Annotated in this window: 27 protein-coding genes; 3 read left to right on the top strand and 24 right to left on the bottom strand. The window is 48.6% G+C overall.

Going from position 1 to position 26,193, the window contains the following annotated elements; genetic code table 11:
• Positions 1 to 2: 2 nt before the first annotated feature.
• The 19 genes from Q0E49_RS04675 to Q0E49_RS04585 all read right to left on the bottom strand — a co-directional run bounded on the left by Q0E49_RS04675 (position 3) and on the right by Q0E49_RS04585 (position 18,292).
• The gene (locus Q0E49_RS04675) at positions 3 to 362 is read right to left on the bottom strand and encodes a hypothetical protein (protein ID WP_295746785.1); all 360 of its coding nucleotides are present in this window, start codon (positions 360 to 362) and stop codon (positions 3 to 5) included.
• Positions 349 to 903 carry an NUDIX hydrolase gene (locus Q0E49_RS04670; RefSeq protein WP_295746784.1) on the bottom strand — a complete coding sequence of 185 codons (555 nt, stop codon included), beginning with the start codon at positions 901 to 903 and terminating at the stop codon, positions 349 to 351. The genes Q0E49_RS04675 and Q0E49_RS04670 overlap by 14 nt, the downstream gene beginning before the upstream one ends.
• 14 nt (positions 904 to 917) lie before the next feature.
• The gene (locus tag Q0E49_RS04665) at positions 918 to 1,121 is read right to left on the bottom strand and encodes a cold shock domain-containing protein (protein WP_295746783.1); all 204 of its coding nucleotides are present in this window, start codon (positions 1,119 to 1,121) and stop codon (positions 918 to 920) included.
• Positions 1,122 to 1,264: 143 nt separating this feature from the next.
• The gene (gene ileS, locus Q0E49_RS04660) at positions 1,265 to 4,063 is read right to left on the bottom strand and encodes an isoleucine--tRNA ligase (RefSeq protein ID WP_295746782.1); all 2,799 of its coding nucleotides are present in this window, start codon (positions 4,061 to 4,063) and stop codon (positions 1,265 to 1,267) included.
• Between the two features lie 282 nt (positions 4,064 to 4,345).
• Positions 4,346 to 5,113: a DivIVA domain-containing protein gene (locus Q0E49_RS04655; protein WP_295746781.1), complete on the bottom strand. Its 768-nt coding sequence runs from the start codon at positions 5,111 to 5,113 to the stop codon at positions 4,346 to 4,348.
• A gap of 14 nt (positions 5,114 to 5,127) precedes the next feature.
• Positions 5,128 to 5,919, bottom strand: a complete 792-nt coding sequence (locus Q0E49_RS04650; RefSeq protein ID WP_295746780.1) for an RNA-binding protein — start codon at positions 5,917 to 5,919, stop codon at positions 5,128 to 5,130.
• Positions 5,920 to 5,937: 18 nt separating this feature from the next.
• Positions 5,938 to 6,207, bottom strand: coding sequence for a YggT family protein (locus tag Q0E49_RS04645; RefSeq protein ID WP_295746779.1), 270 nt, complete (start codon positions 6,205 to 6,207; stop codon positions 5,938 to 5,940).
• 24 nt (positions 6,208 to 6,231) lie between these two features.
• Positions 6,232 to 6,636 carry a cell division protein SepF gene (sepF, locus tag Q0E49_RS04640; protein WP_295746778.1) on the bottom strand — a complete coding sequence of 135 codons (405 nt, stop codon included), beginning with the start codon at positions 6,634 to 6,636 and terminating at the stop codon, positions 6,232 to 6,234.
• An 89-nt stretch (positions 6,637 to 6,725) separates the two neighbouring features.
• Positions 6,726 to 7,964, bottom strand: a complete 1,239-nt coding sequence (gene ftsZ / locus Q0E49_RS04635; protein ID WP_295746777.1) for a cell division protein FtsZ — start codon at positions 7,962 to 7,964, stop codon at positions 6,726 to 6,728.
• 24 nt (positions 7,965 to 7,988) lie between these two features.
• Entirely contained in the window at positions 7,989 to 9,371 is a 1,383-nt protein-coding gene (gene ftsA, locus Q0E49_RS04630; RefSeq protein ID WP_295746776.1) for a cell division protein FtsA, read from the bottom strand.
• A 131-nt stretch (positions 9,372 to 9,502) separates the two neighbouring features.
• Positions 9,503 to 10,342 (bottom strand): cell division protein FtsQ/DivIB, encoded by an 840-nt coding sequence (locus Q0E49_RS04625; protein WP_295746775.1) that lies wholly within the window; start codon positions 10,340 to 10,342, stop codon positions 9,503 to 9,505.
• An 18-nt stretch (positions 10,343 to 10,360) separates the two neighbouring features.
• Positions 10,361 to 11,464, bottom strand: a complete 1,104-nt coding sequence (murG, locus tag Q0E49_RS04620; RefSeq protein ID WP_295746774.1) for an undecaprenyldiphospho-muramoylpentapeptide beta-N-acetylglucosaminyltransferase — start codon at positions 11,462 to 11,464, stop codon at positions 10,361 to 10,363.
• Between the two features lies 1 nt (position 11,465).
• Positions 11,466 to 12,836, bottom strand: coding sequence for a UDP-N-acetylmuramoyl-L-alanine--D-glutamate ligase (murD, locus tag Q0E49_RS04615; protein WP_295746773.1), 1,371 nt, complete (start codon positions 12,834 to 12,836; stop codon positions 11,466 to 11,468).
• A gap of 18 nt (positions 12,837 to 12,854) precedes the next feature.
• Complete coding sequence (mraY, locus tag Q0E49_RS04610; RefSeq protein WP_295746772.1) at positions 12,855 to 13,802, bottom strand: phospho-N-acetylmuramoyl-pentapeptide-transferase; 948 nt, start codon at positions 13,800 to 13,802, stop codon at positions 12,855 to 12,857.
• Between the two features lie 44 nt (positions 13,803 to 13,846).
• Positions 13,847 to 15,988: a penicillin-binding transpeptidase domain-containing protein gene (locus Q0E49_RS04605; protein ID WP_295746771.1), complete on the bottom strand. Its 2,142-nt coding sequence runs from the start codon at positions 15,986 to 15,988 to the stop codon at positions 13,847 to 13,849.
• The gene (locus Q0E49_RS04600) at positions 15,988 to 16,350 is read right to left on the bottom strand and encodes a cell division protein FtsL (RefSeq protein ID WP_295746770.1); all 363 of its coding nucleotides are present in this window, start codon (positions 16,348 to 16,350) and stop codon (positions 15,988 to 15,990) included. The genes Q0E49_RS04605 and Q0E49_RS04600 overlap by 1 nt, the downstream gene beginning before the upstream one ends.
• A 29-nt stretch (positions 16,351 to 16,379) precedes the next feature.
• Positions 16,380 to 17,324, bottom strand: a complete 945-nt coding sequence (gene rsmH, locus Q0E49_RS04595; RefSeq protein ID WP_295746769.1) for a 16S rRNA (cytosine(1402)-N(4))-methyltransferase RsmH — start codon at positions 17,322 to 17,324, stop codon at positions 16,380 to 16,382.
• A 21-nt stretch (positions 17,325 to 17,345) separates the two neighbouring features.
• A complete protein-coding gene (gene mraZ / locus Q0E49_RS04590) occupies positions 17,346 to 17,774 on the bottom strand; it encodes a division/cell wall cluster transcriptional repressor MraZ (protein WP_295746768.1) in 429 nt (142 codons plus the stop codon).
• Positions 17,775 to 17,944: 170 nt separating this feature from the next.
• Positions 17,945 to 18,292, bottom strand: a complete 348-nt coding sequence (locus Q0E49_RS04585; protein ID WP_295746767.1) for a hypothetical protein — start codon at positions 18,290 to 18,292, stop codon at positions 17,945 to 17,947.
• Positions 18,293 to 18,428: 136 nt separating this feature from the next.
• On the opposite strand from Q0E49_RS04585, the gene Q0E49_RS04580 reads away from it, so the two are divergent.
• Positions 18,429 to 18,548, top strand: coding sequence for a DUF4044 domain-containing protein (locus tag Q0E49_RS04580; RefSeq protein WP_295746766.1), 120 nt, complete (start codon positions 18,429 to 18,431; stop codon positions 18,546 to 18,548).
• A 141-nt stretch (positions 18,549 to 18,689) separates the two neighbouring features.
• On the opposite strand, the gene Q0E49_RS04575 is transcribed toward Q0E49_RS04580, so the two are convergent.
• Together Q0E49_RS04575 and Q0E49_RS04570 are read right to left on the bottom strand one after the other, a co-directional pair.
• Positions 18,690 to 21,029, bottom strand: a complete 2,340-nt coding sequence (locus Q0E49_RS04575; protein ID WP_295746765.1) for a DNA translocase FtsK — start codon at positions 21,027 to 21,029, stop codon at positions 18,690 to 18,692.
• Between the two features lie 26 nt (positions 21,030 to 21,055).
• The gene (locus Q0E49_RS04570; protein WP_295746764.1) at positions 21,056 to 21,571 is read right to left on the bottom strand and encodes a tRNA (cytidine(34)-2'-O)-methyltransferase; all 516 of its coding nucleotides are present in this window, start codon (positions 21,569 to 21,571) and stop codon (positions 21,056 to 21,058) included.
• A 231-nt stretch (positions 21,572 to 21,802) separates the two neighbouring features.
• Here Q0E49_RS04570 and Q0E49_RS04565 point away from each other — a divergent pair, with 231 nt between their 5' ends.
• Positions 21,803 to 22,837, top strand: a complete 1,035-nt coding sequence (locus tag Q0E49_RS04565) for a lactonase family protein (protein ID WP_295746763.1) — start codon at positions 21,803 to 21,805, stop codon at positions 22,835 to 22,837.
• A 68-nt stretch (positions 22,838 to 22,905) separates the two neighbouring features.
• Here Q0E49_RS04565 and Q0E49_RS04560 read toward each other — a convergent pair whose 3' ends face one another.
• The 3 genes from Q0E49_RS04560 to Q0E49_RS04550 are packed head-to-tail and all read right to left on the bottom strand — an operon-like array spanning position 22,906 to position 25,294.
• Positions 22,906 to 23,796 carry an RluA family pseudouridine synthase gene (locus Q0E49_RS04560; protein WP_295746762.1) on the bottom strand — a complete coding sequence of 297 codons (891 nt, stop codon included), beginning with the start codon at positions 23,794 to 23,796 and terminating at the stop codon, positions 22,906 to 22,908.
• Complete coding sequence (locus tag Q0E49_RS04555) at positions 23,793 to 24,602, bottom strand: NAD kinase (RefSeq protein ID WP_295746761.1); 810 nt, start codon at positions 24,600 to 24,602, stop codon at positions 23,793 to 23,795. The genes Q0E49_RS04560 and Q0E49_RS04555 overlap by 4 nt, the downstream gene beginning before the upstream one ends.
• Positions 24,599 to 25,294: a GTP pyrophosphokinase family protein gene (locus Q0E49_RS04550; protein ID WP_295746760.1), complete on the bottom strand. Its 696-nt coding sequence runs from the start codon at positions 25,292 to 25,294 to the stop codon at positions 24,599 to 24,601. The genes Q0E49_RS04555 and Q0E49_RS04550 overlap by 4 nt, the downstream gene beginning before the upstream one ends.
• 161 nt (positions 25,295 to 25,455) lie before the next feature.
• Here Q0E49_RS04550 and Q0E49_RS04545 point away from each other — a divergent pair, with 161 nt between their 5' ends.
• The gene (locus Q0E49_RS04545) at positions 25,456 to 26,091 is read left to right on the top strand and encodes a DsbA family protein (RefSeq protein ID WP_295746759.1); all 636 of its coding nucleotides are present in this window, start codon (positions 25,456 to 25,458) and stop codon (positions 26,089 to 26,091) included.
• Positions 26,092 to 26,193: the final 102 nt, after the last annotated feature.

Raw genomic sequence — 26,193 nt, 5'->3', positions numbered from 1 at the left:
CCTTATCCCACAAAAAATAAAACTAAATAAACGACCACAATTAGCGCCACCAAAACCGCAATGACGATGTTTAATTTCCTGGCTAAGCGCTGACTTTTTTCTTCCGCCACCGCTTCTTGGTCCATCGCTACGCTAGCAGCCCGGTTAGGGGTCGGCGATTCATCGTTCATTTGCGCGGTTGCCGCAGCTGGTTCAGGAGTCGGCTGTGCGTCTAAGTCGTCATGTGACGACTGTTGACCTTCACTCGATACATCCTCATTTTGGTGGTGGCCAAACAACCCCCGCCGATGCTTCATCTGACGACGGTATTGCGTCCGCGTGAGGTGTTCATCAGTCCCGAATTGATTATTATCGTTGTTCATCACAATGCCCTTTCAGATAGTAGATTGCCATAATCGTTTTTGCATCGGTGACCTGCCCACTGTCGATCATTTGCAATCCCTGCTCGACCGTCAGCCATTGCAGACTTAACTGTTCATCGGGATCCTGAGGGAGCTGTTTCTTAACTGGCGAGAGGTCTGTGGCCAGGTACATGGTCAAGTATTCATCAGAAAAACCGACTGAGCTATGAAAACCGCAGATACGAGTAAGCTGCTTTGCGCTTAGCCGCGTTTCTTCATTCAGCTCCCGTTGAGCAGCGTGTAGTGAAGACCCACCATCTCGTTCATCCACCTTGCCAGCGGGAATTTCTAAAGTGGTCGTCGCAATCGGTTCGCGCCACTGCTTGACAACGGCAAATTGCCCCTCTTTATTGACCACCAGTAAGCAAACAGCCTTGGCATGCCGAACAATTTCTCGTTGAGCAAGCTGACCGGCAGGTGTTTTAACCTGCTCGACTTCCACGTCAATCAAGTGACCATGGAAGACGTTCTTGCAGCTAACCGGTACTTCCTTAAAGTTCATCAGCTTCACTCCCCTTAGCGAAGAATCCTGACGCGCGCTGCCTGTGGCCCACGCTGTCCTTGAATTACTACCAAGGAAACCCGATCCCCCGTCCGTAACCGTTGACGGTCAGCAGGCATAATTCCCCGGGCATGGACGTACACTTCTTCCTCATGAGGGATTGTGATAAACCCCCAACCCTTTTGTTGGTCATACTGCTTAACGGTTCCTGCTAACATTTTTCTGCCTCCCGGATTGTTATCGTCTTATTTTACACCGTGACGGTGGTCCATGTCATTTCTCAGCGGTTAAAAAAACGGCCGCCTCCCCTGTGAGAAAGCAGCCGTTAATTTTAAAGTAGACACTGGCTAGTATCTAATAACTATTTTTCTAATCCCTCATTCACGGTTTCCGGAAAATTATCGCGAACAATCTTTGCACAACGCGCACACAGTTGCGGGTATGCTGGATCATTACCGACATCTTCCGTCGTCATCCGGCAACGCTGGCAAACTTCACCAGGGGCAGCAGTAATCTTTACCGCCACCTGGTCGTTAAACTCGACCGCATCAGCCGGCTTGTCATCAGCATCATGAATGGTCAGCGCTGAAACACCAAGAACTTGCTTAATGTTGGCGTCCAACTTCTTGAGTAAGGCTTGCTGGTTAGCGGTTAAGTACAGGTCGGCTTGGGCCTCGAGCGACTTCCCAATAACCTTGTTATTCCGGGCTTCTTCCAGTCCCTTCAGAACGTGGGAGCGAATCTCCATGAACTGATCCCAGTTGGCGACTAGTTCTTCTTCACCGTCGAAGTGCTGTGGCTCTGGAATATTGGTTAGCTGAACAAATTCTTGCTCAGTACCGTCCATGTATTGCCAAACCTCTTCTGTTGTGTGCGGCAAAATTGGTGTTAGCAACTTCACCAGACCGTCTAAGATGTCGTAGAAGACAGTCTGCATGGACCGCCGAACCGGCGAGTCCTCCGCTTCGATGTAGAGAACATCCTTAGCAACGTTCATGTAGAAGGCAGACAGCTCGTTGTTCACAAAGTTAATCAGCATCTTGTAGGCACTTAAGTAGTCATAATCATCCATCTTCTTCCGCATGTCAGCCAAGAAGTGGTTGAAGGTCACCTCCATGTACTGGTCGATAGCTTCCAGCTTATCATAATCAACCCGGTCCTTTGCAGGATCAAAGTCGCCAACATTGGCTAATAGGAAGCGGAAAGTGTTCCGGATCTTCCGGTAAGCTTCCGAAATTTGTTGGAAACTCCCCATCGAAACCCGCACGTCAGCACTGGTATCAACACTCATTACCCACAAACGGATAATTTCGGCTCCCATCTGGTCAACAACCTTGGCAGGGTCGATGACGTTACCCATTGACTTACTCATCTTGTTACCACGCTTATCAAGGGTAAAGCCCTGACTAACGATCTGCTTGTACGGTGCGTGACCACTAACCACAACACTCGTGATCAGGCTGGAGTTAAACCAGCCCCGGTATTGGTCAGAACCTTCCAGGTACAGGTCGGCCGGGTAAGTTAAGTCCGGCCGTTCTGCCAAGACTCCCTGGTGAGATGAACCGGAATCAAACCAGACATCCATGATGTCGGTTTCCTTGGTGAACTTACCATTTGGCGAGTGTTCATTGCTGTAGCCCTTTGGCAGGAGGTCCTTCGCGTCACGCTCAAACCAGATGTTGGAGCCATATTTCCGGAAGAGGTCAGAAACGTGGTTGATCGTTTCTTCTTCCATGATCGGGGTGCCGTCTTCAGCGTAGAAGATTGGCAGCGGCACACCCCAGACCCGTTGACGAGAGATGACCCAGTCGCCACGGTCCTTGAGCATGTTATAAAGACGAACCTTCCCCCAGTCCGGCTTGTACTTCACTTCGTCAACCGCCTTGAGGATCTGATCACGCATCTTGTCGATGGAAACAAACCACTGGTCGGTTGCTCGGAAAACAATCGGCTTCTTTGTCCGCCAGTCAAATGGGTAGGAGTGCTTCAGTGGCTCCTGCAACAGGAGCGCGTCATGCTCCTTCAGCAACTTGAGCGAAATATCGTCAGCCTTTTGGTAGAAGACCCCGTCAAATTCAAGACCGTTTTCCTTCGTCAGGATTCCCTGGTCAGTCATTGGCGCAAAGATTGGCAACTTGTACTTCAGTCCGAAGTGGTAGTCATCATCCCCGTAGCCTGGAGCAGTGTGGACAAGGCCGGTCCCGGTATCTGCCGTCACGTAATCAGCTAGTCCGACGAGCAGGTCCCGGTCCAGGTACGGATGGGCCGTTGTAATCCCCTCCAGGTCTTTGCCGGCAACGTGCTTAACCAGGTCATAATCTTCCCAGCCAAACTTCGTGGCCAGCTTATCCAGCAAGGTGGCCGCCACGACAAATTGACGGTCACTACCTGCTGGCTTGACCACCACGTAGTCAAAGTCAGCATTGACAGCAACGGCTTCCGATGCGGGAATTGTCCATGGGGTGGTCGTCCAAACAACAAGGAACGTGTTGTTGTCCAAGACACCCTTGCCATCCTTCACCTGTTCAACGAAGAAGGCCGTCTTGGCTACCACATCATGGTATTCAACTTCGGCTTCTGCCAGGGCTGATTCAGATGACCATGACCAGTAAACTGGCTTTTTCGCCTGGTACAAGAGCCCCTTCTTTGCAAAGGCGCCAAAGACCTTAATCTGGGCCGCTTCAAATTCCTTGTTTAACGTCAGATAAGGGTGCTCCCAGTCGCCAGAGACACCAAGCCGCTTAAAGCCGGCCATCTGTTTTTGGACCTGTTCTAAGGCGTACTGTCGACAAAGGTCACGGAATTCGGTCGTCGACATTTTCTTGCGATCATAACCGGCCTTCGTCAACTGGTGTTCAATCGGCAAACCATGAGTATCCCAGCCAGGAACGTATGGGGCCCGGTAGCCTGTCATCGACTTAAAACGAACAATGAAGTCCTTACTAATCTTGTTCATCGCGTGACCAACGTGGATATTACCGTTAGCGTATGGCGGACCATCGTGGAGCACAAAGCTCGGTTTCCCCTGGTTTAGTTTTTGCCGCTGTTCGTAGACCTTGTTTTCTTCCCATACTTTTTCGCGGTTACCCTCGGTTTTGGGCAACTTACCACGCATGGGGAACTTGGTCTTGCCAAGATTTAAAGTATCTTTAACCCGCATAGCCATCTTCCTTTCTAATCTTTTCCCTACACTTCGTTAACAAAAAAACTCCGCCCAACATAGGACGAAGTATTCGTGGTACCACCTAATTTTAGGAGGGCGAACCCTCCCCTTGGGCATTTGATAACGGTAATGGACCGGACGGCCTTCTTGACGGCCGCCACTCAGGGATGATCTGGCATTGAAACCTGCTACTAACCTCGCACTAACCGTTAGCTCGCTGAAGAGGTACTTCAACACCCGCTATTCCCGTCATCATTTTGTTAACGAAGATGCTGCCAGCTACTTAGCCTGGTCGTCATCCGGGAAGATGACCACCGTTTTCCCCGCATCAGCCGGCTGTGCCGGTTGACTAGCGGCCGGCGAGTTCGGCGTAACCGGTGCTTGCTGTTCAGCAGTCGGTGTTGTGTTATCACCACTGCTGGGTTCATCTACCGCCTGCTCACTGCTGGCCGTTGACTGGCTTGATGCTGATGATTGTACACTGCTTGCGGAATCCTTGTCAAGACGACTGCCGAGAATCTTCTGAATTTCGTCATACTTGCTCAGGTCGTCGTTGGCTAATAAGGTATCCCAATCCTTACTCTTGACCACTTCTAGCTGAGATTCCAACATCACTTGCAGCCGCTGACGGAAGATGCGGGTCTGCTTCTTGAGGTCGTTAGTTTCAGTCGTCAGCTTCCGAGTGTCATCGGCACTGGTTTCAATCACCTGGTTAGCCTTGCTATTGGCCTCGGCAACAATATCCGTTGCCTGCTTCTGGGCCTCTCTAACCATGATCTCAGCCTCACGTTTAGCATTGGTCTTAACTTTATCAGCCGCCTCTTGAGCAACCAGGATCGACTTGTTGAGTGAATCCTTCATTTCAGTAAAGTAGCGCAACTGCTCCTTTGCTGTTTGGTTCTCTTCAGCCAATTGACGGTTTTGGTCAGTCAGCGCCGTAATCGTTTCGCTAACCGACTTCAAAAAATCATCAACTTCGCCGCGGTCATAACCACGCATCTTACTGTCAAATTGCTTATTCTTAATGTCATCTGCCGTTAACGTCATTTTAATCCTCCATTTTACTTGCCGGCCTTGATCACGTTCAAGACCGCCTTCAGTTTACCTTTTTTTGTTATCCCGTTGACCGCGGTGAGGCTCACCCGTCCCGCGTGACGAACAGACAACCGATCATGAACTGCGAGGGAATAATCGGGTCGTTGGACTTCTTCCCAGTTCACCCTGACGAGTCCGCGTTCAATCGCTGTTTTGGCCCGGTTACGAGAGTAATTGAATGCTGCCGCCACAATACTGTCGACGCGAAGTGAAGACACTGTCGTTGTCAGCTCTTCCCAATCATCTTCAGGTTGGACAAGCTCGTCAAACGAAATGGGTAGTAGTTTCACGTGGACCCGTCCGATGGTCGTCACCTGCTGGCGCAGATAGTTAGCCATCTTACTATCAACCACTAGTTGCCAGTCTGCCTCTTGGTGCAAAATATCGCCAAACGTTGTTCGTTTGATTCCAGCACTCATCAACGTTCCCATCACCTGACGGTGGTGAAGCTCAGTAAACTTCACCGGGTAGCTGATCTTCAATAGTTGAATATCAAAGTCCGAAAACTGTGGCTGGTAGTAACGTGGATAAAATAATAAACGCTGCATTTCCGCACCATCCCAGCCACCGTTACGGGCCATCTTCACCTCATCCTGACGGTTAGTCAGTGTCTGTGCGATATAGCATTGACGAGGATTCATAAAATCCGTCAGTACCGGTCGGTATTCGTTTGTAGCCGTGGCCAGCCAGCCCTGTACTTGATCGATAAATGGTGCTTCGTCAGGACGAAAATGCTGTTTCACGTTTGCTGAATCCACACCAATCACCTCTCCTTTCTAGAACTGGTTGAGTACTGACCCCAGTGCCCGCACACCGTACTGGACCAGGTACAAAACACCAATGGAAACAATTGGCGAGAAGCTGACCCCGCCCAGTGGCGGAATAAAGTCAAAAAAGTCCATATACGGGCGAACCAGCCGATCCAATAACTCGCCTAATCTCGAGCTACGCGCTCCGGGAAACCATGATAGCAAGCACCAAATGATGATCCCCCAAATATACAAGTTAATTAATTGGTTGATTGTCCAGACAATAAATCCAATCACGGCGTCACTCTCCCCGCTTTCTCGTTACTTAAGGTTGTCACTCTCGTTTGCTGAATTATTAAACTTAATGGATCCTTCCACTTCAAAATTGTGTGGTGTGCATAGGAATATTTGTTCACCAACGCGTTTGATCTCACCCTCAATGGCGTAAACTGTCCCATTAAGAAAATCAATAACCTTATTAGCAGTCGCCGTATCCATCTGACTAAAGTTCACCACTGCTGCCCGATGGGCTAATAATTCATCAGCAATTTCCTGCACATCGCTGTAAAGACGTGGCTGATAAATCGCAATCTTGCTACTCGTCGTTCCTGCTTGGTGCCCATTCATGGAAATGACCTTATCACTATTATTCACTGGAACCTGGGTTGCAGGTTCATCATAAGCTTCATCGTCGGTCCCAAAAAAATTACTTAAAAAGCCTGCCATCGTAAAGCCTCCTTAAATCAACAGGAGCGTGACGGAAGCTCCTTTTCAGCCTCACTGTCACGCTCCACAAGCAACTATCTCTGATCAAATTAGTTATTACGGTGCTTGAAGAACGGTGGTGTTGACAAGTTATCATCATTATCGCCATCGTCAACGCTGCTGGAATCACCATTGAAGACGTTGAATTCAGGCTTTTCAACATGCTTAAACTCACTATCGTCATCATTGTGATCTTCGGCAGTAGGGTCAGTCCAGCCCGCAAATGGATCAACATGCTGTTCTTCTGGCTGTGAATCTTCAGCAGTTTCAGCAACTGATTGGTCACTGTCAGTGGACTGCTTGGCTGGTTCAACATGACGCTGCTTCTTACCATCGATCCCCGTGGCAATAACCGTCACCTTAACTTCGTCGCCCATGTCTTCACTGATCGTGGTACCAAAGGTGATGTCAACATCCGCACTTGCCGCCTGCTGAATAACCATCGATGCTTCCTGGCCTTCGTACAGTCCAAGGTTCTTCCCACCGGTGATGTTCATTAAGACGTGCTGTGCACCATCAATTGAAACTTCAAGCAGCGGTGAAGAAATGGCCTTCTTCGTTGCTTCCGCCGCACGGTTTTCGCCGCTGGCAGAACCAATCCCCATCAGGGCACTTCCCTGGTTGACCATCGTATGACGAATGTCAGCGAAGTCGGAGTTGATGTAACCAGGATTGGTAATCAAATCTGAAATGCCTTCAACACCCTGACGGAGAACGTTGTCCGCTTCCTTGAAGGCATCCATCATTGACGTCTTCTTATCGATCGTTTCCAGAAGACGGTTGTTATCCACGACAATCATGGTGTCAACGTTCTTCTTGAGCTTTGCTAACCCTTCGCTGGCCAGTCGCTCACGACGCCGGCCTTCAAATGCAAATGGACGGGTGACAACCCCCACAGTGAGGGCCCCAGAATCTTTGGCAATCTTTGCTACTACAGGCGCAGCACCGGTCCCGGTACCACCACCCATACCAGCAGTGACGAATACCATGTCGGCACCATCAAGTACCTTGGTAATTTCCGATTCACTTTCTTCGGCAGCCTTAGTCCCGACTTCTGGGTTCGATCCGGCACCGAGTCCCTTCGTCAACTTCGGTCCTAACTGAATCTTAGTTTCAGCTTTTGAACCATCCAATGCTTGAATATCAGTGTTAGCGACGATAAAGCCCACGCCGGAAACCTTTTCGGTAATCATCCGGTTAACGGCGTTACCGCCACCACCACCGACACCGATAACTTTTATTTGAGCGCCTTTAATCTCGTCTGCTTTGTTAGTTGCTTCATAATCCATCAAAAAATTCCCTCCACGGTAATTCTAATCAAAGAAGTTGCTAAAGAACGACTTTAAGCCGCCCTCTTTTTTACGATTTGGTGACTTTGGCGAGTCACTATCAGTCGACTGTGATTCGCTCTTTGGCGCTGCTTCGGCACGGTGAGAAATCGACAAACGGTGCTTGCGTTGATGTGACTGGCTGCTTGCCGGTTTTTGACTGGCGGCCACCGCTCGGCGCTGGTGGTCATTGCTTTCACCTTGCTGGACAGTCTGCTTAATCAGCTGTTCAACGTCACTCAAGCGGCTCTCATATAAAGCCAGTGACAATGCCGTTGCGAAGCCAGGATGACGAACTCCCATTAACTTTGGCCGGTACACTTTTACCTTGCCAGAGAAGTATTCGCCTGCCAGTTCAGCAACACCTGGCATCACCGCGGTACCACCAAGCAAGACGACGCCACCTGGTAGTTTTGGTGCCCGAATAGAGTCCAGCCGGTCGCTGATCCGCTGAAAGATCTGGCGAACACGTGCTTCAATAACTTCCGCTAGGTACTCCTCACTGTATTCCACTGGGTTATCCTTGCCGACAACCGGGACATCCAACATCATGTTTTCATCAGCCCGGGAGCTGTCCGCAAAACCATGATCCTTTTTGAGCTTTTCTGCATCACGCAGCGAAGTATTTAAAACTGTCGAAATATCCTTGGTAATGTAGTAGCCACCTTCGGGATCAACAGAGGTGTACTTAAGCTGGTGGTCGTGGATAATGCTGGCAGTCGTCTGGCCGCCACCCATATCAATCACCAGCGTCCCAAAGTCCTGCTCACCATCGGTTAACAAGTTAAAACCAGTTGCGATTGGTCCTACAACCATGTCTTCAATCGTTAAGCCGGCCTGTTCCACGGCCTTTTTGGTGTTATGAACAACGGTGGTTGGGCCACTGTATAAGAGCGCCTGCATCTCAAGACGTGAGCCAACCATCCCTCGCGGATCCTTGATGCCGTCAAAGCCATCAACGGTAAACTCTCGTGGAACCAAACCAATGATTTCACGATCAGTAGGGACGTTTTGTAACAGGGTTGATTTCGCCACGTCAACGACATCCTGGTTGATAATTTCGTGTGATTGACCCTTCTCGGCAATCGTAATCATGCCATGAACGTCCTTCATCTGTAAGTAATTAGCTGGCAAGCCAACCACCACGCTGCTTACCTTGACGTCAGACTGGGACGCTGCCTTATCAACTGCCCGGGAAATTGCCTTCGCAGTTTGGTCAATGTCAACAATGACACCGCGGCTGAGTCCACTTGATGGTTCCACACCGGCACCAACAACTTTCAGCTGGCCCTTAACGTTCTCACAAATAATAACTTTAACCGAGGTGGTTCCAATATCTAACCCAACGTAGATTTTCGAATTGTCCATCCGGAACCCTCCTAAAATAACAAATAATTGTTCACCAACACCAATATATGAATGCGCTTGATAAACTTAATTTTAATTTTACCACAAATACTGAGGCGAAAAGTGCCCAATTCGTTCATTTTGTGTGACGATTATTTGGACTTATCGCCATAACCATAAGAATAAGCGCCAACCTGCAAATCAACCACCCCATTGCCACTCATTTGTGAAGTAATGGAAGGATAATAATTCATTTTTTCGGCTAAGCTGCTGCGCTTCACCAGTACCGTATTTCCGTCGTTCATGTAAAGCTTAATTCGTTGCGGGTTAAGTTTCGTTGGCGAATATCGCACAGCGGAAATGCTATGGCGGATTGGTTCAGGCAGCTGGCCCAGCTGACGAGCCGTTTGCTGAAGTGCCGTCACATGTCCAGCAAAGTTTTCATAGGTTACGTCATTTGGCACCTTCCCACTAACTGGTGCCCAGGAACCATTTGTCAACAGGTAACGTTGTTTGCCGTCGATGGTGACCAAACCCAGAATCTTGTTTTCAGTAACGGTGACCCGCAACTTTCGCCACCCCACTAGCCTGATTTTGACACTGGCAAGCTGGTGATTGGCGTTTTGGGCCGCTTTCTCCACTTGCTTTTGTCGGTCGATTAACCCGTACATGTAACGTCCAGGATAAACTCCCGTCGCCTTCATGACCGCTTTACTCGTTAGTTCATCATTGCCCACCACTTGAACGGTTTTCACCTGACTCAGTGGCGAAACGATATAAATAGCGAATAACAAAACGATCGAAAACGGGACCAAAATACTCAACAGCCGGTGACGGTTAGCAACTCGCCGCACCTTATTCAGGTGGGCCGCTTCCGTACTGATATGCTGCTGCGCGTGTTCCTCAATGTGTTGTGCGCTTTTCACACCACGGGCCGCAAGTTCAGAGAGTCGGCGAGAAAAACGCTGGTTGTCGGCTTTTTGTTTACTCACCGGAAACTCCTCCTCTTATTATTGGTGGTCTGCAATTGCTTTTTTCAAAACGGCAATTAATTCATCGCTGGCCTGCGGATGGCCCAACTTCCGGCTGGCCTCCGCCATTTGCTGACGCAGTTCTTCGTTATTCATCAGTCGGTCTGCCTGGACAAGTAGTGAACGGCCATCAAGCTGATCTTCTGTAATCATCAGCGCTGCCTTTTTCTTAACCAGCGCCTGGGCGTTTTTAAACTGGTGGTTAGCGGTAACGTAGGGACTTGGGATCATAATCGTCGGGACACCTAGAGCGGTCACTTCCGCAATTGTCGTCGCTCCCGCACGTGAAACCAGGACGGCAACCTTGGGCAGCTTATGTGGCATCTGGTCAATATAAGGAACCACCTTGACATTATCACCGACGTTGATTCCAGCCAGTTGTTTGGTCACATTCTGGTAACGTTTCTGGCCCGTTGCAAAGACCACCTGGTAAGCGCGTTTACTAAATTCCGGAATGGCTTGAACCACACTCTTGTTGATCTTTGGAGCACCCTGGGAACCACCAAAAATCATCATTGTTGGCCGGTCATCTGACAAGCCCATTTCGGTCCATGAGTAGTCACTGTCACGATTAGCTGACACTTGCTGGGCCCGCGGGTTACCAGTCAAAGTAATTCGCTCATGTTTAAACTGTTTGCGGGCTGCCTCAAAGGCAATCGCAATTTCGTCCACGTAACGGCTTAAGAACTTGTTGGTAATACCGACAACACTATTCTGTTCATGAATAACGGTAGGAATTCCCATCTTCGCAGCAGCGTATAGAACAGCGCCACTAACGTAGCCACCAGTGCCGAGAACCACGTCAGGTTGAAAGTCGCGAATTAGCTTTTTAGCGTGACTCACTGCCTTAAGAAACAGGTAGACAGTTTTGAAATTGTACAATGAAATCTTTCGCTGAAAGCCCTGCATTGGCATTGTTTCAAGTTTAATCCCAGCAGCCGGAACAATTTTGTTTTCCAGCCCCCTTGTAGTGCCAACGTATAAAACTTCCGTTGTGGGATCAACCTGTTTTAGTCTTTCAATTAGGGCAAGGGCCGGATAGATATGTCCACCAGTACCCCCGCCGGATACCATTAACTTCATCTTATTGCTGCTCCTTTTGTCCTGTTAACTCTTCGACTGCCTTGATGAATTTATCACCGCGAACCTCGAAACTGGGGAATTGATCCCAGCTGGCGTTTGCGGGCGACAGCAAAATAACATCACCATGCTGACTCAAATTCCAAGCTAGCGGAACTGCAGTAATACAGTTCTCAGTTCGCTTAATGACTGGAATATGAGCCTGTTTGGCAGCGTCTTCCATTTTGTCAGCACATTGACCAAAGATAATAATAGCCTTCACGTGTTGCTTAAAGTCAGGTACCAGTCGTTCAAAGGTGTAACCACGGTCCAGACCGCCAGCAAGTAAAATGACTGGCTGATCAAAGCCGCGGAGCGCCACTTGAGTTGCCTCAATGTCTGTCGACTTAGAGTCGTTGTAGAACAAGCGTTGCTCGTGTTCCATCACAAACTGTAAGCGGTGACGGACACCGCTAAAGGTGGTCAGAACCTGTTTAATACTATCATTATCGACACCGCTCAGCTTGGCCGCAGCAATTGCTGCCAGGGCATTTTCAACGTTTTGGGGGCCGATCAGTCGAATATCTGCAACTTTCATGACCCGTTCCTGGCGCCAGTAAATCCAACCATCCTTAACATAACTGCCGCGCTGACTCTTGTTTTCTCGTGAGAATGGAATAATCGTGGCTGGTGAACGGCGCGCAATTTGCTGCCATTCTTCACGGTCCCAGTTCATCACCAGGTAGTCATCTGCCGTCTGGTTACGCGTAATGTTGAGCTTAGCATTAATATAGTTTTCCCGGGTTTTATGGTAATCCAAGTGGTTGGAAAAAATGTTAGTAATCACCGCAATGTGGGGGTGAATGTGTGGAGCGCCCAACAGCTGGAAACTGGATAGTTCAGCGACAATTGTTGAACTGTCACTACTCTCCGCCGCTACCTTGCTAAAGGGAACGCCAATATTGCCGGCATAATGAACCTCACCATCATGAGCCTGTTCAATCATTTTAGCAATCAGCGTCGTGGTCGTCGTCTTGCCGTTGCTACCGGTGACGCCAACTAAGTGGCCGCCAAAAATTTCACTTGCTACTTCGACTTCCGTAATAATTGGCGTCTGCTGTTGAACAAAACGGGCAATTAATGGGTTGTCATAGGGAATTCCTGGGTTTTTAACTACCAGGTCAAAACCTTCATCAGCAAGGCTCAGCGGGTTGCTGCCAACCACCGTTCTAATTCCCATTTTCTGAAGCTTGTTTGCCGTCTTCTGATCATCTTTCTGATCATTAGCGGTGACCTGCGCTCCCAGTTTAACTAACAGCTGGGCAACGTTAATCCCGCTAATCCCAAAACCGACAACCAGGACTTTTTTACCCCTATACTTATCAACTTGCTGCAATTTCAAAGCCTCCATTGTTTAAACTAAGCAGATAACCGCAACTGTAATTGCCGAACTGATCAACGTAATGGTCCAAAACGTAATGTCGATTTTCCACTCGCTCCATCCCAGCAGTTCAAAGTGGTGGTGGATCGGTGTCATTTTAAAGATCCGTTTGCCAGTGGTCTTAAACGAGATCACCTGTAGGATCACACTTGCTGTCTCAATCACGTAGATAATCCCAATAAAAAGCAGTGACCATTCGTGGTGAAGCAAAAGGGCAACTGCTGCCAAGCTAGCACCAAGCGCTAATGACCCCATGTCTCCCATAAAAATCTGGGCAGGTTTGTGGTTATAACGCATAAAGGCTAGCAGTCCACCAATGATTGAGAAACAGAAAAGGGCCACTTCTTTTTGGCCGTTGACCAGCGCAATAATTAGGTAAGCCGTAAAGGAAATAATGGCACAACCGGTCACCAGACCATCAAGACCATCCGTCAGGTTAACGGCGTTAGAGAACCCAACCATCCAAAAGATGATGAACAAGCCGTACCACCAGCCAAGCTGCATATTACCAAAGCCCATTTGAAAGCCCTCATGTTGGTAAATGACAGTAAAGACACAGGCCGCAATGAGCTGACAAAGTGCTTTTTGCCGTGGCGTAAAGCCTTCGTTACGGTGCTCAAAGATTTTAATGCTGTCGTCGACCATCCCGATAAGACCAAAAGCCACCAGGGTAAAGATCAGTGCCCAAGCTGTGTTATTCACTAAGCCCATCAAGGCACCAAAGACCAGGTTGGCGATCACCGCCGCGATAATAAAGAGGATTCCCCCCATCGTTGGCGTCCCCGCTTTTTTGGCGTGCCAGGTTGGCCCGTCTTCCCTAATCTGTTGTCCTTCTTTCTTTGACCGGAAATACCGGATCAGCGATGGCATTGCCAAGTAGGTAATCAAAAAGGCAGCAACCATTGCTAAAATTGCAAACATTGTTCTCCTCCTCTAGCCGAATTAACTTACTAATCAATGATTATTTAACGTGGCTTGCACGTAACCGTCAATGTCTGTCCCAAGTGGACAGTGCTGTTTTCTTTAATGCTCTGTTCACTAACAAAACCACTACCGTGAACCTTCACCTTGATTCCCAGCAACCGGCCAAACCGAACGACATCGGCCTGCGACCAGTTAGTCAGTGATGGCATCTTCACCGTTCCCCCAGTATAAAGGATTATCCGTGAATTGACCATTACCTTTTCATTGGCGGCCAGCGACTGCTTTTGAACATGCTTGCCACTGCCAAGCACTACCGGTTGAAGGTGCTTAGCTGATAGTTCATTTTGGGCCTCAGTTGCATTCTTTCCGTGGTAGCTGCCGAGCTTAACCAGTCCCTGGCGAGCTGAACTGCCAACCTGCTGTCGTTGAATCAGGTAGGACATCAGTGGCTTAAAAATAGTTGCCAGTTCTGACTCAGCTGGCTGTGGAAGCTTTTGTGGCTGCCGCAGTACCAGGTAAACGACGTAGCGGGGCTTGTTCACCGGCGCCATGCCGACAACCGAATAAACATAACTGGTGGGGCCATTTTCATACCCATGGGCCGTCCCAATCTGCGCCGTCCCGGTCTTCACCGCGACGTGTTGACCATCAATCTTATAGGCCTGTCCAGTACCGTGCTTATCCTCAACGACACCAACCATCATCTTGCGAACTTGTTTTGCCGTGCTGGCCTTAATCGGGCGTCCCACTTCCTGCGGTTTGCCCTTGTCGATCACTTGCCCGTTGGCCTTCGTCACAGACTTGATGAAGTACGGTTTCATCATTTTACCGTTATTAGCTACCGCAGAGAAGGCCTGCATCATCTGCATAGCATTAACAGTAATCCCCTGACCATAGGCGGTGTTGGCCTGGGTTAACGCACCTTTAAAAGTGGTAAAGCCATTGCTTTCCTGGTTCATCCCCCAGACGTTTACCGGCTTGAGCAAACCAAATTTATGAATATACGAATGCCAAACTTTGCTCCCCATATTTTGTTCAATATGAGCGAAGCCGACGTTACTAGAACGGTAGAAGGCATCACGGTAGGTAATAGCCCCCCAGCCAGTTTGCACCCAGTCGGTAATCTTGGCGCCGCCGAGCGTCCACTCCCCGGAGTTATATGTTGCATCCGGGTTGAAATGACCTGAATCGATCGCGGCAGCGAGGGTCAACACCTTCATGGTAGACCCCGGCTCATACGTATCCTGGACCATCATATTCCGCCAAACCGGGTTGCTAGAGTACATGTCAGGTCGTTGTGTTGCCGCAATGATCTTGCCTGTCCGCGCATCCATCACAATGCCCATCATCGAGCTAGCTTTCGTTTGCTTTTCAACGTTATTCAGTTGGGTCTCTAACATTTGCTGTGGGTGAGCTTGCAACGTCAGGTGAACATCATTGCCGTTTTTTGCGGGAATCCCCCCACGATTCTGGTTAACCCGGTAGCCATAAACATCGTGTTTTGCTGTCCGGTAACCATTTTCACCAGTTAATTGCTTATTAAAGACCTTTTCAATTCCGAGTTGACCAGTGAGGGCATTTTGACCCGTCTGCTTATTTTCCTTTGCCGTTGCCATTCCCACTAGTTGGCTAGCAAATTCTCCTTGCGGGTACTGTCGCGCCGGCATCGCGAGGAAATGAAGACCATTGACGTGGGCCGACTTAATCTGCTTCATCTTGCGGATGGAAAGGTTAGCACCAGCGTTACCGAATTCAACTTGAAAGACTTTTTTGTGCGGATTCAACGTTCGATAGGCCTGATCTTCTGAGATATGCAGATACTTGCTCAGCACTTGCGCGGCCTTCGCCTTATCCGTCACGTAGAGTGGCTTACCGCTAGTGGTTTTTTGTTTGTGGTCCAATACAGCGTAAACGGTGTAACGGTTAGTGTCTTGTGCGAGAGCATTGCCGTTGTCATCATAGATGACGCCCCGTTTTGCCCGAATAACCTGTTTTTGACTGTAAATTTTTGCCGCCCGGGAACGCAAGTCAACATGATTGACGTGTTTCACCAGGCCGATTTGCGCAAAACGGACGGCAAACCAGATAAACATCAACGCAATCAGGAAGTAAAAGATCATCCCAAAAAGTCTACCGTTGGCCTGCTTATCATTGTTTGTCGTCCGTCGAGGTTGTTTTTTCATTACTTATTAACGTTCCTTACACTAGTATTAGCATCGCTGAACCCATACTTTTTAGCGGCCTGGTTAAGGTGCGATTCGCTAGTCAGCTCTGCGATTTCCTGACGCTCACTAGCATTATCATTGCTAACTCGGCTCACCTGAGCTTGAACGTCTTGCAAATGGTGGTTGGCGTTGGTAACCGCAATTTTCATTGTCACTACTGCCCCCATCATTCCCAGGAGCACCACCCCACAAGCAACACATAGCCGGATTTCCTGGCGCCACGAGACAACTGGTACCGTCGGTTGAGTAGTAGTTGTCTGCCATTCTTCCTCTTGTGGGGTTGTTTGATTAACCAAGTTTTTTGCCGCGTTCGAAACCATCTTAACCACTTTCCTTATTAAATGCTAGCCTAATTTATTTTCTCGATAATGCGTAATTTTGCGCTGTGCGACCGGTGATTGCCGTGGAGTTCCTTTTCACTGGGAACAATCGGTTTTTTGTTGATCAACTTAAAATGCGGTTCCATCCCCGCTGGGACAACCGGTAATCCCGGTGGTAATTCTGGCATTGACGCCCGTTCCTTGAACATTGTCTTGACCAGTCGGTCTTCCAAGGACTGAAACGTAATCACCGCAATCCGGCCGCCAACAGTAAGGAGGGAAAACGCCTGCTCTAAGGATTCTTCCAATGCCCCCAGCTCATCATTGACAGCAATACGAATGGCTTGAAAGCTCTTCTTCGCTGGATGACCGCCATGCCGGCGCGCCGCTGCCGGAATTCCTTCCTTAATAATCTCGACCAACTCACCAGTCGTTGCAATTTCCCGTGATTGTCGGTGACGTTCAATCGCCCTCGCAATCGACTTTGCAAAGTGTTCTTCACCATAACGTGAGAGGATCTTAACTAATTTTTGGTACGGCCACTGATTAACAATCGTCTTCGCTGTTAGGCTTTGCTGCTGGTTCATTCGCATATCCAGCGGCGCATCGGACCGGTAAGAGAAACCACGATCAGCGTCGTCAAATTGTGGTGATGAAACCCCGAGATCATAGACAATCCCGTTTAGCTGTTGAACACCACGGGAGGATAATGCTGCTTTTAGGTGGCGAAAGTTATCCTTTACCAGCACAATTTTCCCCGCAGCTATTTCCGCTTTAAGGTGCTCTTGGTTATAGTCAATAGCAGTTTGGTCCTGATCAAATGAATAAAGGCAGCCCGTTGACAGTTGGCTAGCAATCAGTGCGCTATGACCGCCACCGCCTAACGTGGCATCCACATAGGTGCCATCAGGGTGAATGTTTAACCCCTTCACCGCTTCGTGAAGGAGCACTGTGATATGATTGAATTCCGTCATCCTAACTCCCCACCGATATTCCTAAAAGTCAAAGTCCATTTCTTCTGCTATTTCATCAAAGTTAGCGGCTGCTTTTTCAGCAAATTTGTTCCACCGCTCGGCGCTCCAAATTTCAAACCGATCACTGACACCAACAACCACACATTTCTTATCAATGGCTGCGTGATCAATCAACGTCTCAGGCAGGTTGACCCGCCCCTGCTTATCAAGTTCACATTCGGTTGCTGCTGAATAGAAAAAACGAACAAACGCCCGCGTATCCTTTTTGTTCATTGGCAGCTGATCAAGCTTTTCTTCCATTTTTTTCCAGGATGATTGGGGATAACCAAAAAGGCACCCATCCATCCCGCGGGTCAGTACAAAGTGGTCGCCCAACTGTGAGCGAAACTTGGCGGGAATAATGAGCCGGCCTTTGCTATCGATTGAATGTTTAAATTCACCCATAAACAAGGCCAACTCCCCCTTTCTGGCCTTCGATAAGTCTATACTACCACAATCCCCCACCTTCCACCACGACATTTCAATAAATCCCCACGTTTGAAACAGAAATGAAATAAAAAGGCGACCATCCGTTCGCTGGACAGTCGCCAATGATAAATAAAACAGGATTTTTGTCATAATTAAACTTGTGGTAACTGGTGGGAGAAGAAGGACACTAAATAAGCAAATGCTCCGATCCAGAGGCTAACTCGCCAAAAGAGCGGCCAGTATTGTTGGTAAATGATTTGGTGATCAGTCCAAAATAAATAGAGTGCTAACCCCATCCCAGTAATCATCCAAACGATCAGCACGTAGCAGAACCAGTAGAGTCCCACGTTCCAAAAAGCAAAGAACATTAATAAAACAGTCAACATCCATAAACGGTGCGCTCGTGTCTTGTGTCGGGGGCCGCTAAGCCGTTGGACAATCGATTCACTGACCACCCAGATGACAATAATCAACAACTGTAAGATGAGACGTTTCAGCACGCTAATTTCTCCCGTTCTTTAATAATTGATAATCTTAGTTTACCATGTTTAACATTATTAACCAGTAGATTTGAAACCAATCGCCAGGTGCGGTAGACTGATTGGGTTAGAAAAGAAAATGGAGTGAACAACCACTATGCAACATAAAAAGAAAACCCGGTTTCAAAAAATTACGATGGTTGTCGTGTGGCTAATGCTGATCGCGATGCTTGGTTCACTGATTTTTGGGGCCGTTGCCGCACTCGGTCTGGAATAAGTGATCGCACTTGATAGTTAGGTCATCAATCATCAATTACTAACCCTTGTCAGCAATAGTAAAGTCCACAGCGTTCTTTTATCCGAGAGCGCTGTGGACTTTTTCGTCTTAACTATTCAATTGAGGACAGACTAACGACCGTTATTGCGGCTGAGTGGTCGAATCAGCTACTGGCTTCTTGTACACCTCTCGTGGCTTCGAGCCATTAGCCGGGCCAACAATTCCGCGGTTTTCCATTTCATCAACAATTCTCGCTGCCCGGTTATAGCCAATCCGAAAACGTCGCTGCAGAAGTGAAGTGGAAGCTCGCTGAGCCTCAGTCACAAATTTGACGGCCTCGTCAAACAGTTCGTCAGTTTCATCATCGTTTTCTTCTTGTTTCATTTCTGCATCACTGACCACCATCTTTTGGTCATACTCGGCTGGACGCTCTTTTTTAATAAAGTCCACAACTGCTTCCACGTCATGGTCAGAAATAAAGGCGCCTTGAATCCGGACCGGTTTATTCTTATCGATTGGCTGAAAAAGCATGTCACCCCGACCCAGCAATTTTTCCGCACCATTACTATCCAGAATGGTCCGAGAATCAACCCCGCTGGAAACAGCAAAGGCCATCCGGGAAGGAACATTAGCTTTAATCAAGCCAGTAATGACGTCGACTGACGGCCGTTGGGTCGCCAAAATCATGTGAATTCCGGCTGCTCGTCCCATCTGGGCAATCCGCACGATGGCGTCCTCCACATCATGACTGACCGTCATCATCAGATCAGACAACTCATCAACCACGACCAAGATCAGTGGCAGGTATGGTTGTGGCTTTTGCGGATCCTTAGCATTCTGCTGCTTAACTAAGCCGTTATAGCCCTTAATGTTTCGAACACCAAAGTTGGAAAAGAGTTCATAACGTCTTTCCATTTCACTAACCACTTTACCAAGCGCCCGTGCCGCCTTCTTGGGATCGGAAACCACTGGCGTCAACAGGTGGGGAATGTCGTTATAAACACTAAGCTCCACTTTTTTCGGATCAATCAGTAGTAGTTTAACCTGGTGGGGTTTAGCCTTCATCAGGATACTAGTTAAAATGACGTTAATTGCCACCGACTTACCACTCCCGGTTGCGCCGGCGATAAGCAGGTGGGGCATCTTGGTCAAATCAGCAGTCATCACATTGCCAGCGACCGTCCGTCCCAGCGGAACATCCAATGGTCGGTCATCATGTGGGGCACTTTTCAACATATTGCGGAAGCCGACCGTCGCCACGTTTTTATTGGGGACTTCAATTCCGATTAACGACTTACCCGGGATGGGGGCTTCGATTCGAATGTCGCGAGCGGCTAACGCCAGCGCCAGGTCATCCGCCAGGTGGGTAATGCGGCTCACCTTCACCCCCACTGCCGGCCGTAATTCATACTTAGTAACTGACGGTCCCAGGTTGACGTTTTCTACCGTTGCGTCCACCCCGAAGGATTTCAAGGTATCCTGGAGTTTCTTGGTATTAGCCTTGATTAATTTTAAATCAGAACTCTGATCTGTTGGCGGTGTTTTGGTTAACAAGCTCAGTGGTGGTAGTTGATAGTCATCATCTGCTTGTTCTTCAGCATCGGCCATTGGTAAGTCTTCATCCTTGTCGTCGTGTGCTGCCGCTGCATCAGGACTAACTGTGGCTTGCTCTTGTGCCTGACTAATTGTAGGCTGGGCCACCTTTATTTGTGGTTCTGGATGAACCTCAGCCTCTTCAGTGGGTACATTAGCTGTTACTGCCGTTGTGCTAGGTTGCTGACTAATTGATGATGGCTGCGGTAGTTGACGCTTAGCAGCAGTTTTTCTGTCCTGATGCAGCTGAGACTGACGATGTTGGCGGTCGTTTCTCATTTGTCCGCCCTTTTGCCGAACCCAACTAACGAACTGGCGCAAGCCGACAGCTAACTTGTCTACTGGGAGGGCAAAAAAGATGGCAATCCCGGCAATCATCAGTAACCAGGCCAAAACTTTCGTCCCCGTTCTGGCAACCAGGTAGTTGCTAGCGGTATAAAGGTAAGCTCCTAGCATTCCTCCACCAGTACTGACAGTCGAATCGCCATTGAATAAGGCCCGGTTAAGATTGTCCCAGCTAATTCGGATAAAATCATTGTGGCGGCCAAGCTCATCAAACATTTGCCCGTGGACAAATAACAGCAAGCCGCAATAAGCTACTAACACACCCGCAATAAAACGACCTTTAATTCGGGGGAAGTGACTAGTCAGCATCATAGCTACTGCCAAAAATAAGCAGATAACCATTAGTACTGGTGCAGTCTGCCCCACCAGGATACTAAAGATGGCAGTAACCAATGTGCCAAGCGCGCCGAGATGAAAAAGTCCCACCAGTAATAAAAGTGTCACCAACGCCGCAATGAGGTTGGCCAAGTGCTGTTCAGCAAAGCTCCGTTTCTGCCGCCTTGGTTTCCTTCTTGCTGTTGTCTTTCTTCTTCGTCTTGCCATGAACAGTCGTCCCCGTTTCTAAAATCTTACTTATCCTTTAGCTTATCATGCTGGTAGTAGTGAACCCGTGCTAAATTTGGAAACCCTTGCTGACGCAGTGCTTCATAAATCACAATGGCGACACTGTTTGAGAGATTCAACGCCCGAATATGTTGGTCATCTTGCGGAATCCGAATCGCTTGTTGCTGGTACTTCAACATAAATTTTTCCGGCAAGCCGGTCGTTTCTTTGCCAAACAGAAAGTAGTGATCCTGGTGGTCATCATAATTGACGTCAGTATAATCCCGACTGGCAAACTTTGAGACTACCGCTAAGCAATCTAATGATGGCAACGTTGCCATAAACTCTGCGAGGTCCTCATGGGTCGTAATCTTGACCTTGTCCCAGTAGTCGAGCCCCGCCCGCTTCATATGCTTATCATCAATCGAAAAGCCAAGCGGTTTAATCAAGTGTAGTTCAGTGTCAGTCCCGGCACATGTCCGCGCGATATTACCAGTGTTGGCTGGAAAAAGCGGCTCAAATAAAACAATGTGATTGGTCATAATTCCTCCGTATTTAAGCAACAAAAAAAGCAGGGTCTCGGTGTGGGCACGGCGAAACGCTGCTTTAGTGAAGTTCTCCTCAGTAAGTGCCAACGACGTTGATCGATGTCACCCACCAAACGATTTCTATATCAAAATATACCACTCCCTTAAGAAAAAAACAAGAAAGAAGTCCACAAAATTTCACCCCGTGTTATGATAGTGTTAACTATTTCACAAGGGGGTTTCTTCATGTCTGAAGATTTTCTAATTGGTACCTACACAAAGAAAAGCAGCAAGGGAATCTACGCAGTTACCCTTGACCGCCAACAAGAACGACTCCACAATGTTCGCCTGATTGTCAGTTCGCAAAAGCCAGCTTACCTGCAGACTGCTTCGCACAACCGGCTCTTTGCCATCCGGCAAGAAGATAGCCGCGCCGGTGTCGCAACCTACCACCTCCACAGTGGTGTTTCGCGCCTGGTTGATAAGTCGCTGACTCCTGGCCCTGCGCCAGCCTACGTTGGCGTTGATGAACAACGCCACTTGCTGTTTGCTGCTAACTACCACAAGGCGACAGTCGAAGTCTACCACTTTGACTTACAAGGAAAGTTAACAAAGACGGATGAGGTCACCCACCAAGGAATTCCTGGTCCGCGGCCAGAACAAGCGGATGGTGCCCACTGCCACTATGCTGACCTCACCCCAGACAAGCGGTTAATTGTCTGTGACCTCGGCTTAGACCTGGTGGTAACCTACAATATTAATCGTGATGGCCAGCTCTTAGCAGCCAACCGTTTCCAAACCCCTGCCGGCTTTGGTCCCCGTCATTTAACCTTCTCTCCTGATGGTCATTTCTGCTACCTCCTGGGTGAACTGAGCAGCAAGCTACTAGTACTGAAATATGATCAGTCAACAGCTAAGCTTAGCCCGTTGCAGACGATCAGTACGATTCCTGCTGATTGGACAAGTCATAACGGCGCGGCGGCCATTCACCTCACTGCTGATGGGCGCTTCCTCTATTGCTCTAACCGTGGCGAAAATACTTTAGCTGTCTTTGCCGTTCAGCCAGCCGGAACGTTAAAGCATATCCAATCCATTACTACTGCCGGGGACTTTCCTCGTGACTTTGAGCTCAGCGCTAACGGAGAATTTGTCGTCGCCAGCAACCAAAACACTAATAACCTCACCCTCTATCACCGTGATGCTCAAACTGGGTTCCTGACCCTTCTCCAAGAAAACGTTACCTGCCCCGAACCCGTTTGTGTCAAGCGTTGGCATGATTAATCGACATAACGCTAATAAGCTGGAAACACCCGCATGCTCCAAAAAGCCTGCGGGTGTTTCTTATTGTCTTATTTCTTTAAAAGGTTCATTAATTGACGCATGTCTGCGGGTACCGGTGCCGTTAACGTGATCTGTTTTTTCTGAAAGGGACTGTAAAAGCTAATTAGCTGACAATGCAACCCCTGCCGACTCAGCCAACGTGGGCCGCCGTACATCACATCCCCCACTAACGGGTGCCCAAGATAGGCAAAATGCACCCGAATTTGGTGTGTACGCCCCGTATGAAGTGCAATTTTCACCAGCGAATATTTATCACTGGCAAGCAGTGTCCAGTATTCCGTAATCGCTGGCTTGCCATCAGCTGCCACTAGTCGTTTGACAAATGACTGGGGATCCCGTCGCTGCGCAGCATCAATATAGCCATGTTTGACTATCATCCTCCCCTGCGGCAGTGCCAGGTAACGTTTAACGACCTGGTGCCTTTTTAATTGTCTATCTAAGACGGCGTGAGCAAAGCGGTGTTTAGGAAAAATAACTAAACCACTAGTATCTTTATCTAACCGGGTGGCAACATGGGTCACCTGGTTTTCATAATGATTTTGCTGATAGTAGTACTTAACCCGGTTCACCAAGCTATCCTGGACAGCAACGTTGTGGGCCGGAACTGTTGCGACGCCGGCAGGCTTATTAAGGACTAAGTAGTCCGCATCTTCGTAGGTAATCTCAAGAGGTGCTGGGCAGGCATCCACCTGGTCGTTAGCCTGCTCTGGCGGCAAAACCAAGCTGACTGTCTGACCAGGTTGAACCGGATCCACCAGCCATGCCGATTGACCATCGATAGCCATCGAGCCGCCATGGTAGACCGCCACTTTTAACAGGGAATTAGTCGCACCAAAACCACGGAGAACCGTTCGGAGCTTCGCCGGCTGCGTCCCTTGATAACGCCACTCAAACTTCATTGAACTTCTCCAATAAATGACTCGTGAACCCGGTCCCAGAAGTTGGTATGCCGGTACTTGGCAAAGCTGATTCGCCGGTCATCCACCCGGTAAGTAATATCGGCCAGGTGTTTATCATTGCGATTCCAATGTAGTGTCTGACGGTCGCAAGTCATTATACAATCACTATCGTCATGCAGACGAACCGTTAACTTGGTCTCTTTTCCCAAAATAATTGGCGAGCCTAACGACCGAAAAACACGGTTGTTGATTGACGCCATTTCTGCTGCCTGAAACCCCGTAATCGTCGGATCCATCACGGCCCCGCCCACGGATTTGTTATAAGCAGTCGACCCCGTGGGAGTGGAAACACAAAGCCCATCACCACGAAAGCCCTCAAACAGGCGGTTATTGAGGTACACATCACAAACCATTGTCCGCGTCTTCTGCTGGATAGTTGATTCATTAAGGGCCACGTACTGTGAAGTACTGCCGTCACTGAACCGCTGAGTAATATTTAACAAGGGATAGGACACTGCTTGTCCCTGGTCCTTTTGTAAACTGTGGATCAGGTCTTCCAGTTCAAAGTTACGCCAGTCAGTATAAAAACCAAGGTGCCCGGTATGGATTCCGACAAAACGGACCTTATCAAGTACTTGTTCATACATATGAAAGGCCGACAACAGTGTCCCATCCCCACCAATCGAAATGACCAGTTCGGGATGCTGTTGGTCGTACGTAAAACCGGCTGCTGCTAAGCGTTTAAGCATAATTTGGCGCACGCGTACGGCTTCCGGTGCATTATAGTTAACGACGGCAATTTTCATAGCGCACCTCCCTGGCGACCATCACGGTCGTTATCGTGCTCCTGGTCGTGATTCTCATATTTTTCCCACGTTGATTGTTTCCGGTAAGAGAAAAGGTTTTGTGCTTCCTGAATTTCTTCACGAATTTCCGACATTTCTTCATCAAGCTTAAAAGCCGCCTCACCTGCTCGTTGGAGCCGGGCAGACAATTCTTCTGGAAACTCACCCTGGTACTTGTAGTTGAGCGAGTGTTCAACAGTTGCCCAGAAATTCATTGCCAATGTCCGGACCTGAATTTCCGCCAGAAGCTTTTTTTCTCCACTGACCAGCTGAACTGGATACTCAATGACAATGTGGTAGGAACGGTAACCGCTTGGCTTGGCATTGGTAACATAGTCACGCTCTTCGAGGATCTGCATATCTGTTCGCTGTCGTAAGAGGTCGACAACCGCATAAATGTCCTCGACAAACTGACACATAATCCGGACCCCGGCAATATCTTGCATATCCTTTTCCAACCGGTCCTCACTCACGTGTCGTCTAACCATTTTCTCCTTAATCGAGTCAACCGGCTTAACCCGACCAGTAACAAATTCAATTGGCGAATGGCGTGCCTGGTCCTGGAACTGCTTGCGCATTCCCCGCAGCTTCACTTTCAGTTCGTTTACTGCTTGCTCATATGGCAGTAAAAAGTGTTGCCAATTTTCAACCAATTCAACCACTCCCTATCGTTAATCGGTCTTATTTTAACATATTCCCCCCGATCACACCCGCTTAGCAACCGATGCAGTTTGCTTGAAAAGAAAGGCGGAATTTGGCAGAATGACAGTGAAGAATGAAACGAAAAAATATTCATTGCGGAGAGGTGCAGACCGTGCTTGAAATTCATTTGTTCGTCAACCCACTAGGTCTGGGGTGTATCAACCGTGAGCAGAGTTTACTGGCAATTGACCACGACATCACGACCAAAATCAACTACCAGTTTATTCCGCTCCTGAATATGAAGACCATTTCGGAAACAATGAGCCTTTACCAGGAAAGTCAACGAAGCCTCAGCCGGCGTAACCGTACCGCCCAAGTACTAATGCAAGTTGCGATGGACTACGAAGCGGCACTCTTTCAGGGCCGACGTCGTGCACGGTTATACTTACTGCAGTTACAAAAGGCCCTGTTGAACAATTCGTGCCGCTATAATGACGACCTCGCCCAGCAAACAGCTGTTAAAGCAAAGCTGGATGTTGATGTGTTCCTGGAAGATCGCCACTCATCGTTAGCTAAGCGGTCATTTAAGCGCCACCAACAATTGGCCAGTGGACTAGGAGTTTTCTCCCCTTCAACCGCGGTGGTGGTCGATACCGACAATCCGCGGTACAGTCTGTTAGTCGATAACTTCGATATGCGGACATTAATCGATGCTTACCGTAATCACCAACTGGATAACCAGGTTAGTCCAGCCAGCCTTGCACAACAACTCAGTTCATTCACCTGTGTTCGCAATAAGAAGAACTAATTACAAGTAAAAGCCAGCGTTGTTTGGCACTATTGCCCGTCAAGTATACAGTTCAAATAGAAAAATAGTTTACGCGGCTTGAGTGCGGAATTTTTCCGCGGT

Source organism: uncultured Limosilactobacillus sp., assembly GCF_934202235.1.
Classification (GTDB): Bacteria; Bacillota; Bacilli; order Lactobacillales; family Lactobacillaceae; genus Limosilactobacillus.
The sequence above is the reverse complement of the archived record's forward strand: the minus strand, read 5'-3'. Positions and strand labels throughout refer to the sequence as shown.

What these genes read in the sequence shown, in the direction of transcription:
- sepF (WP_295746778.1), bottom strand. Translation starts at nt 6,636, where the DNA reads ATGGCAGGCTTTTTAAGTAATTTTTTTGGGACCGACGATGAAGCTTAT.
- Q0E49_RS04570 (WP_295746764.1), bottom strand. Translation starts at nt 21,571, where the DNA reads ATGACCAATCACATTGTTTTATTTGAGCCGCTTTTTCCAGCCAACACT.
- Q0E49_RS04555 (WP_295746761.1), bottom strand. Translation starts at nt 24,602, where the DNA reads ATGAAAATTGCCGTCGTTAACTATAATGCACCGGAAGCCGTACGCGTG.
- murG (WP_295746774.1), bottom strand. Translation starts at nt 11,464, where the DNA reads ATGAAGTTAATGGTATCCGGCGGGGGTACTGGTGGACATATCTATCCG.
- Q0E49_RS04670 (WP_295746784.1), bottom strand. Translation starts at nt 903, where the DNA reads ATGAACTTTAAGGAAGTACCGGTTAGCTGCAAGAACGTCTTCCATGGT.
- Q0E49_RS04600 (WP_295746770.1), bottom strand. Translation starts at nt 16,350, where the DNA reads ATGGTTTCGAACGCGGCAAAAAACTTGGTTAATCAAACAACCCCACAA.
- mraY (WP_295746772.1), bottom strand. Translation starts at nt 13,802, where the DNA reads ATGTTTGCAATTTTAGCAATGGTTGCTGCCTTTTTGATTACCTACTTG.
- ileS (WP_295746782.1), bottom strand. Translation starts at nt 4,063, where the DNA reads ATGCGGGTTAAAGATACTTTAAATCTTGGCAAGACCAAGTTCCCCATG.
- Q0E49_RS04560 (WP_295746762.1), bottom strand. Translation starts at nt 23,796, where the DNA reads ATGAAGTTTGAGTGGCGTTATCAAGGGACGCAGCCGGCGAAGCTCCGA.
- ftsZ (WP_295746777.1), bottom strand. Translation starts at nt 7,964, where the DNA reads ATGGATTATGAAGCAACTAACAAAGCAGACGAGATTAAAGGCGCTCAA.
- Q0E49_RS04580 (WP_295746766.1), top strand. Translation starts at nt 18,429, where the DNA reads ATGCAACATAAAAAGAAAACCCGGTTTCAAAAAATTACGATGGTTGTC.
- rsmH (WP_295746769.1), bottom strand. Translation starts at nt 17,324, where the DNA reads ATGACGGAATTCAATCATATCACAGTGCTCCTTCACGAAGCGGTGAAG.
- Q0E49_RS04665 (WP_295746783.1), bottom strand. Translation starts at nt 1,121, where the DNA reads ATGTTAGCAGGAACCGTTAAGCAGTATGACCAACAAAAGGGTTGGGGG.
- Q0E49_RS04605 (WP_295746771.1), bottom strand. Translation starts at nt 15,988, where the DNA reads ATGAAAAAACAACCTCGACGGACGACAAACAATGATAAGCAGGCCAAC.
- Q0E49_RS04655 (WP_295746781.1), bottom strand. Translation starts at nt 5,113, where the DNA reads ATGACGTTAACGGCAGATGACATTAAGAATAAGCAATTTGACAGTAAG.
- Q0E49_RS04565 (WP_295746763.1), top strand. Translation starts at nt 21,803, where the DNA reads ATGTCTGAAGATTTTCTAATTGGTACCTACACAAAGAAAAGCAGCAAG.
- Q0E49_RS04675 (WP_295746785.1), bottom strand. Translation starts at nt 362, where the DNA reads ATGAACAACGATAATAATCAATTCGGGACTGATGAACACCTCACGCGG.
- Q0E49_RS04575 (WP_295746765.1), bottom strand. Translation starts at nt 21,029, where the DNA reads ATGGCAAGACGAAGAAGAAAGACAACAGCAAGAAGGAAACCAAGGCGG.
- ftsA (WP_295746776.1), bottom strand. Translation starts at nt 9,371, where the DNA reads ATGGACAATTCGAAAATCTACGTTGGGTTAGATATTGGAACCACCTCG.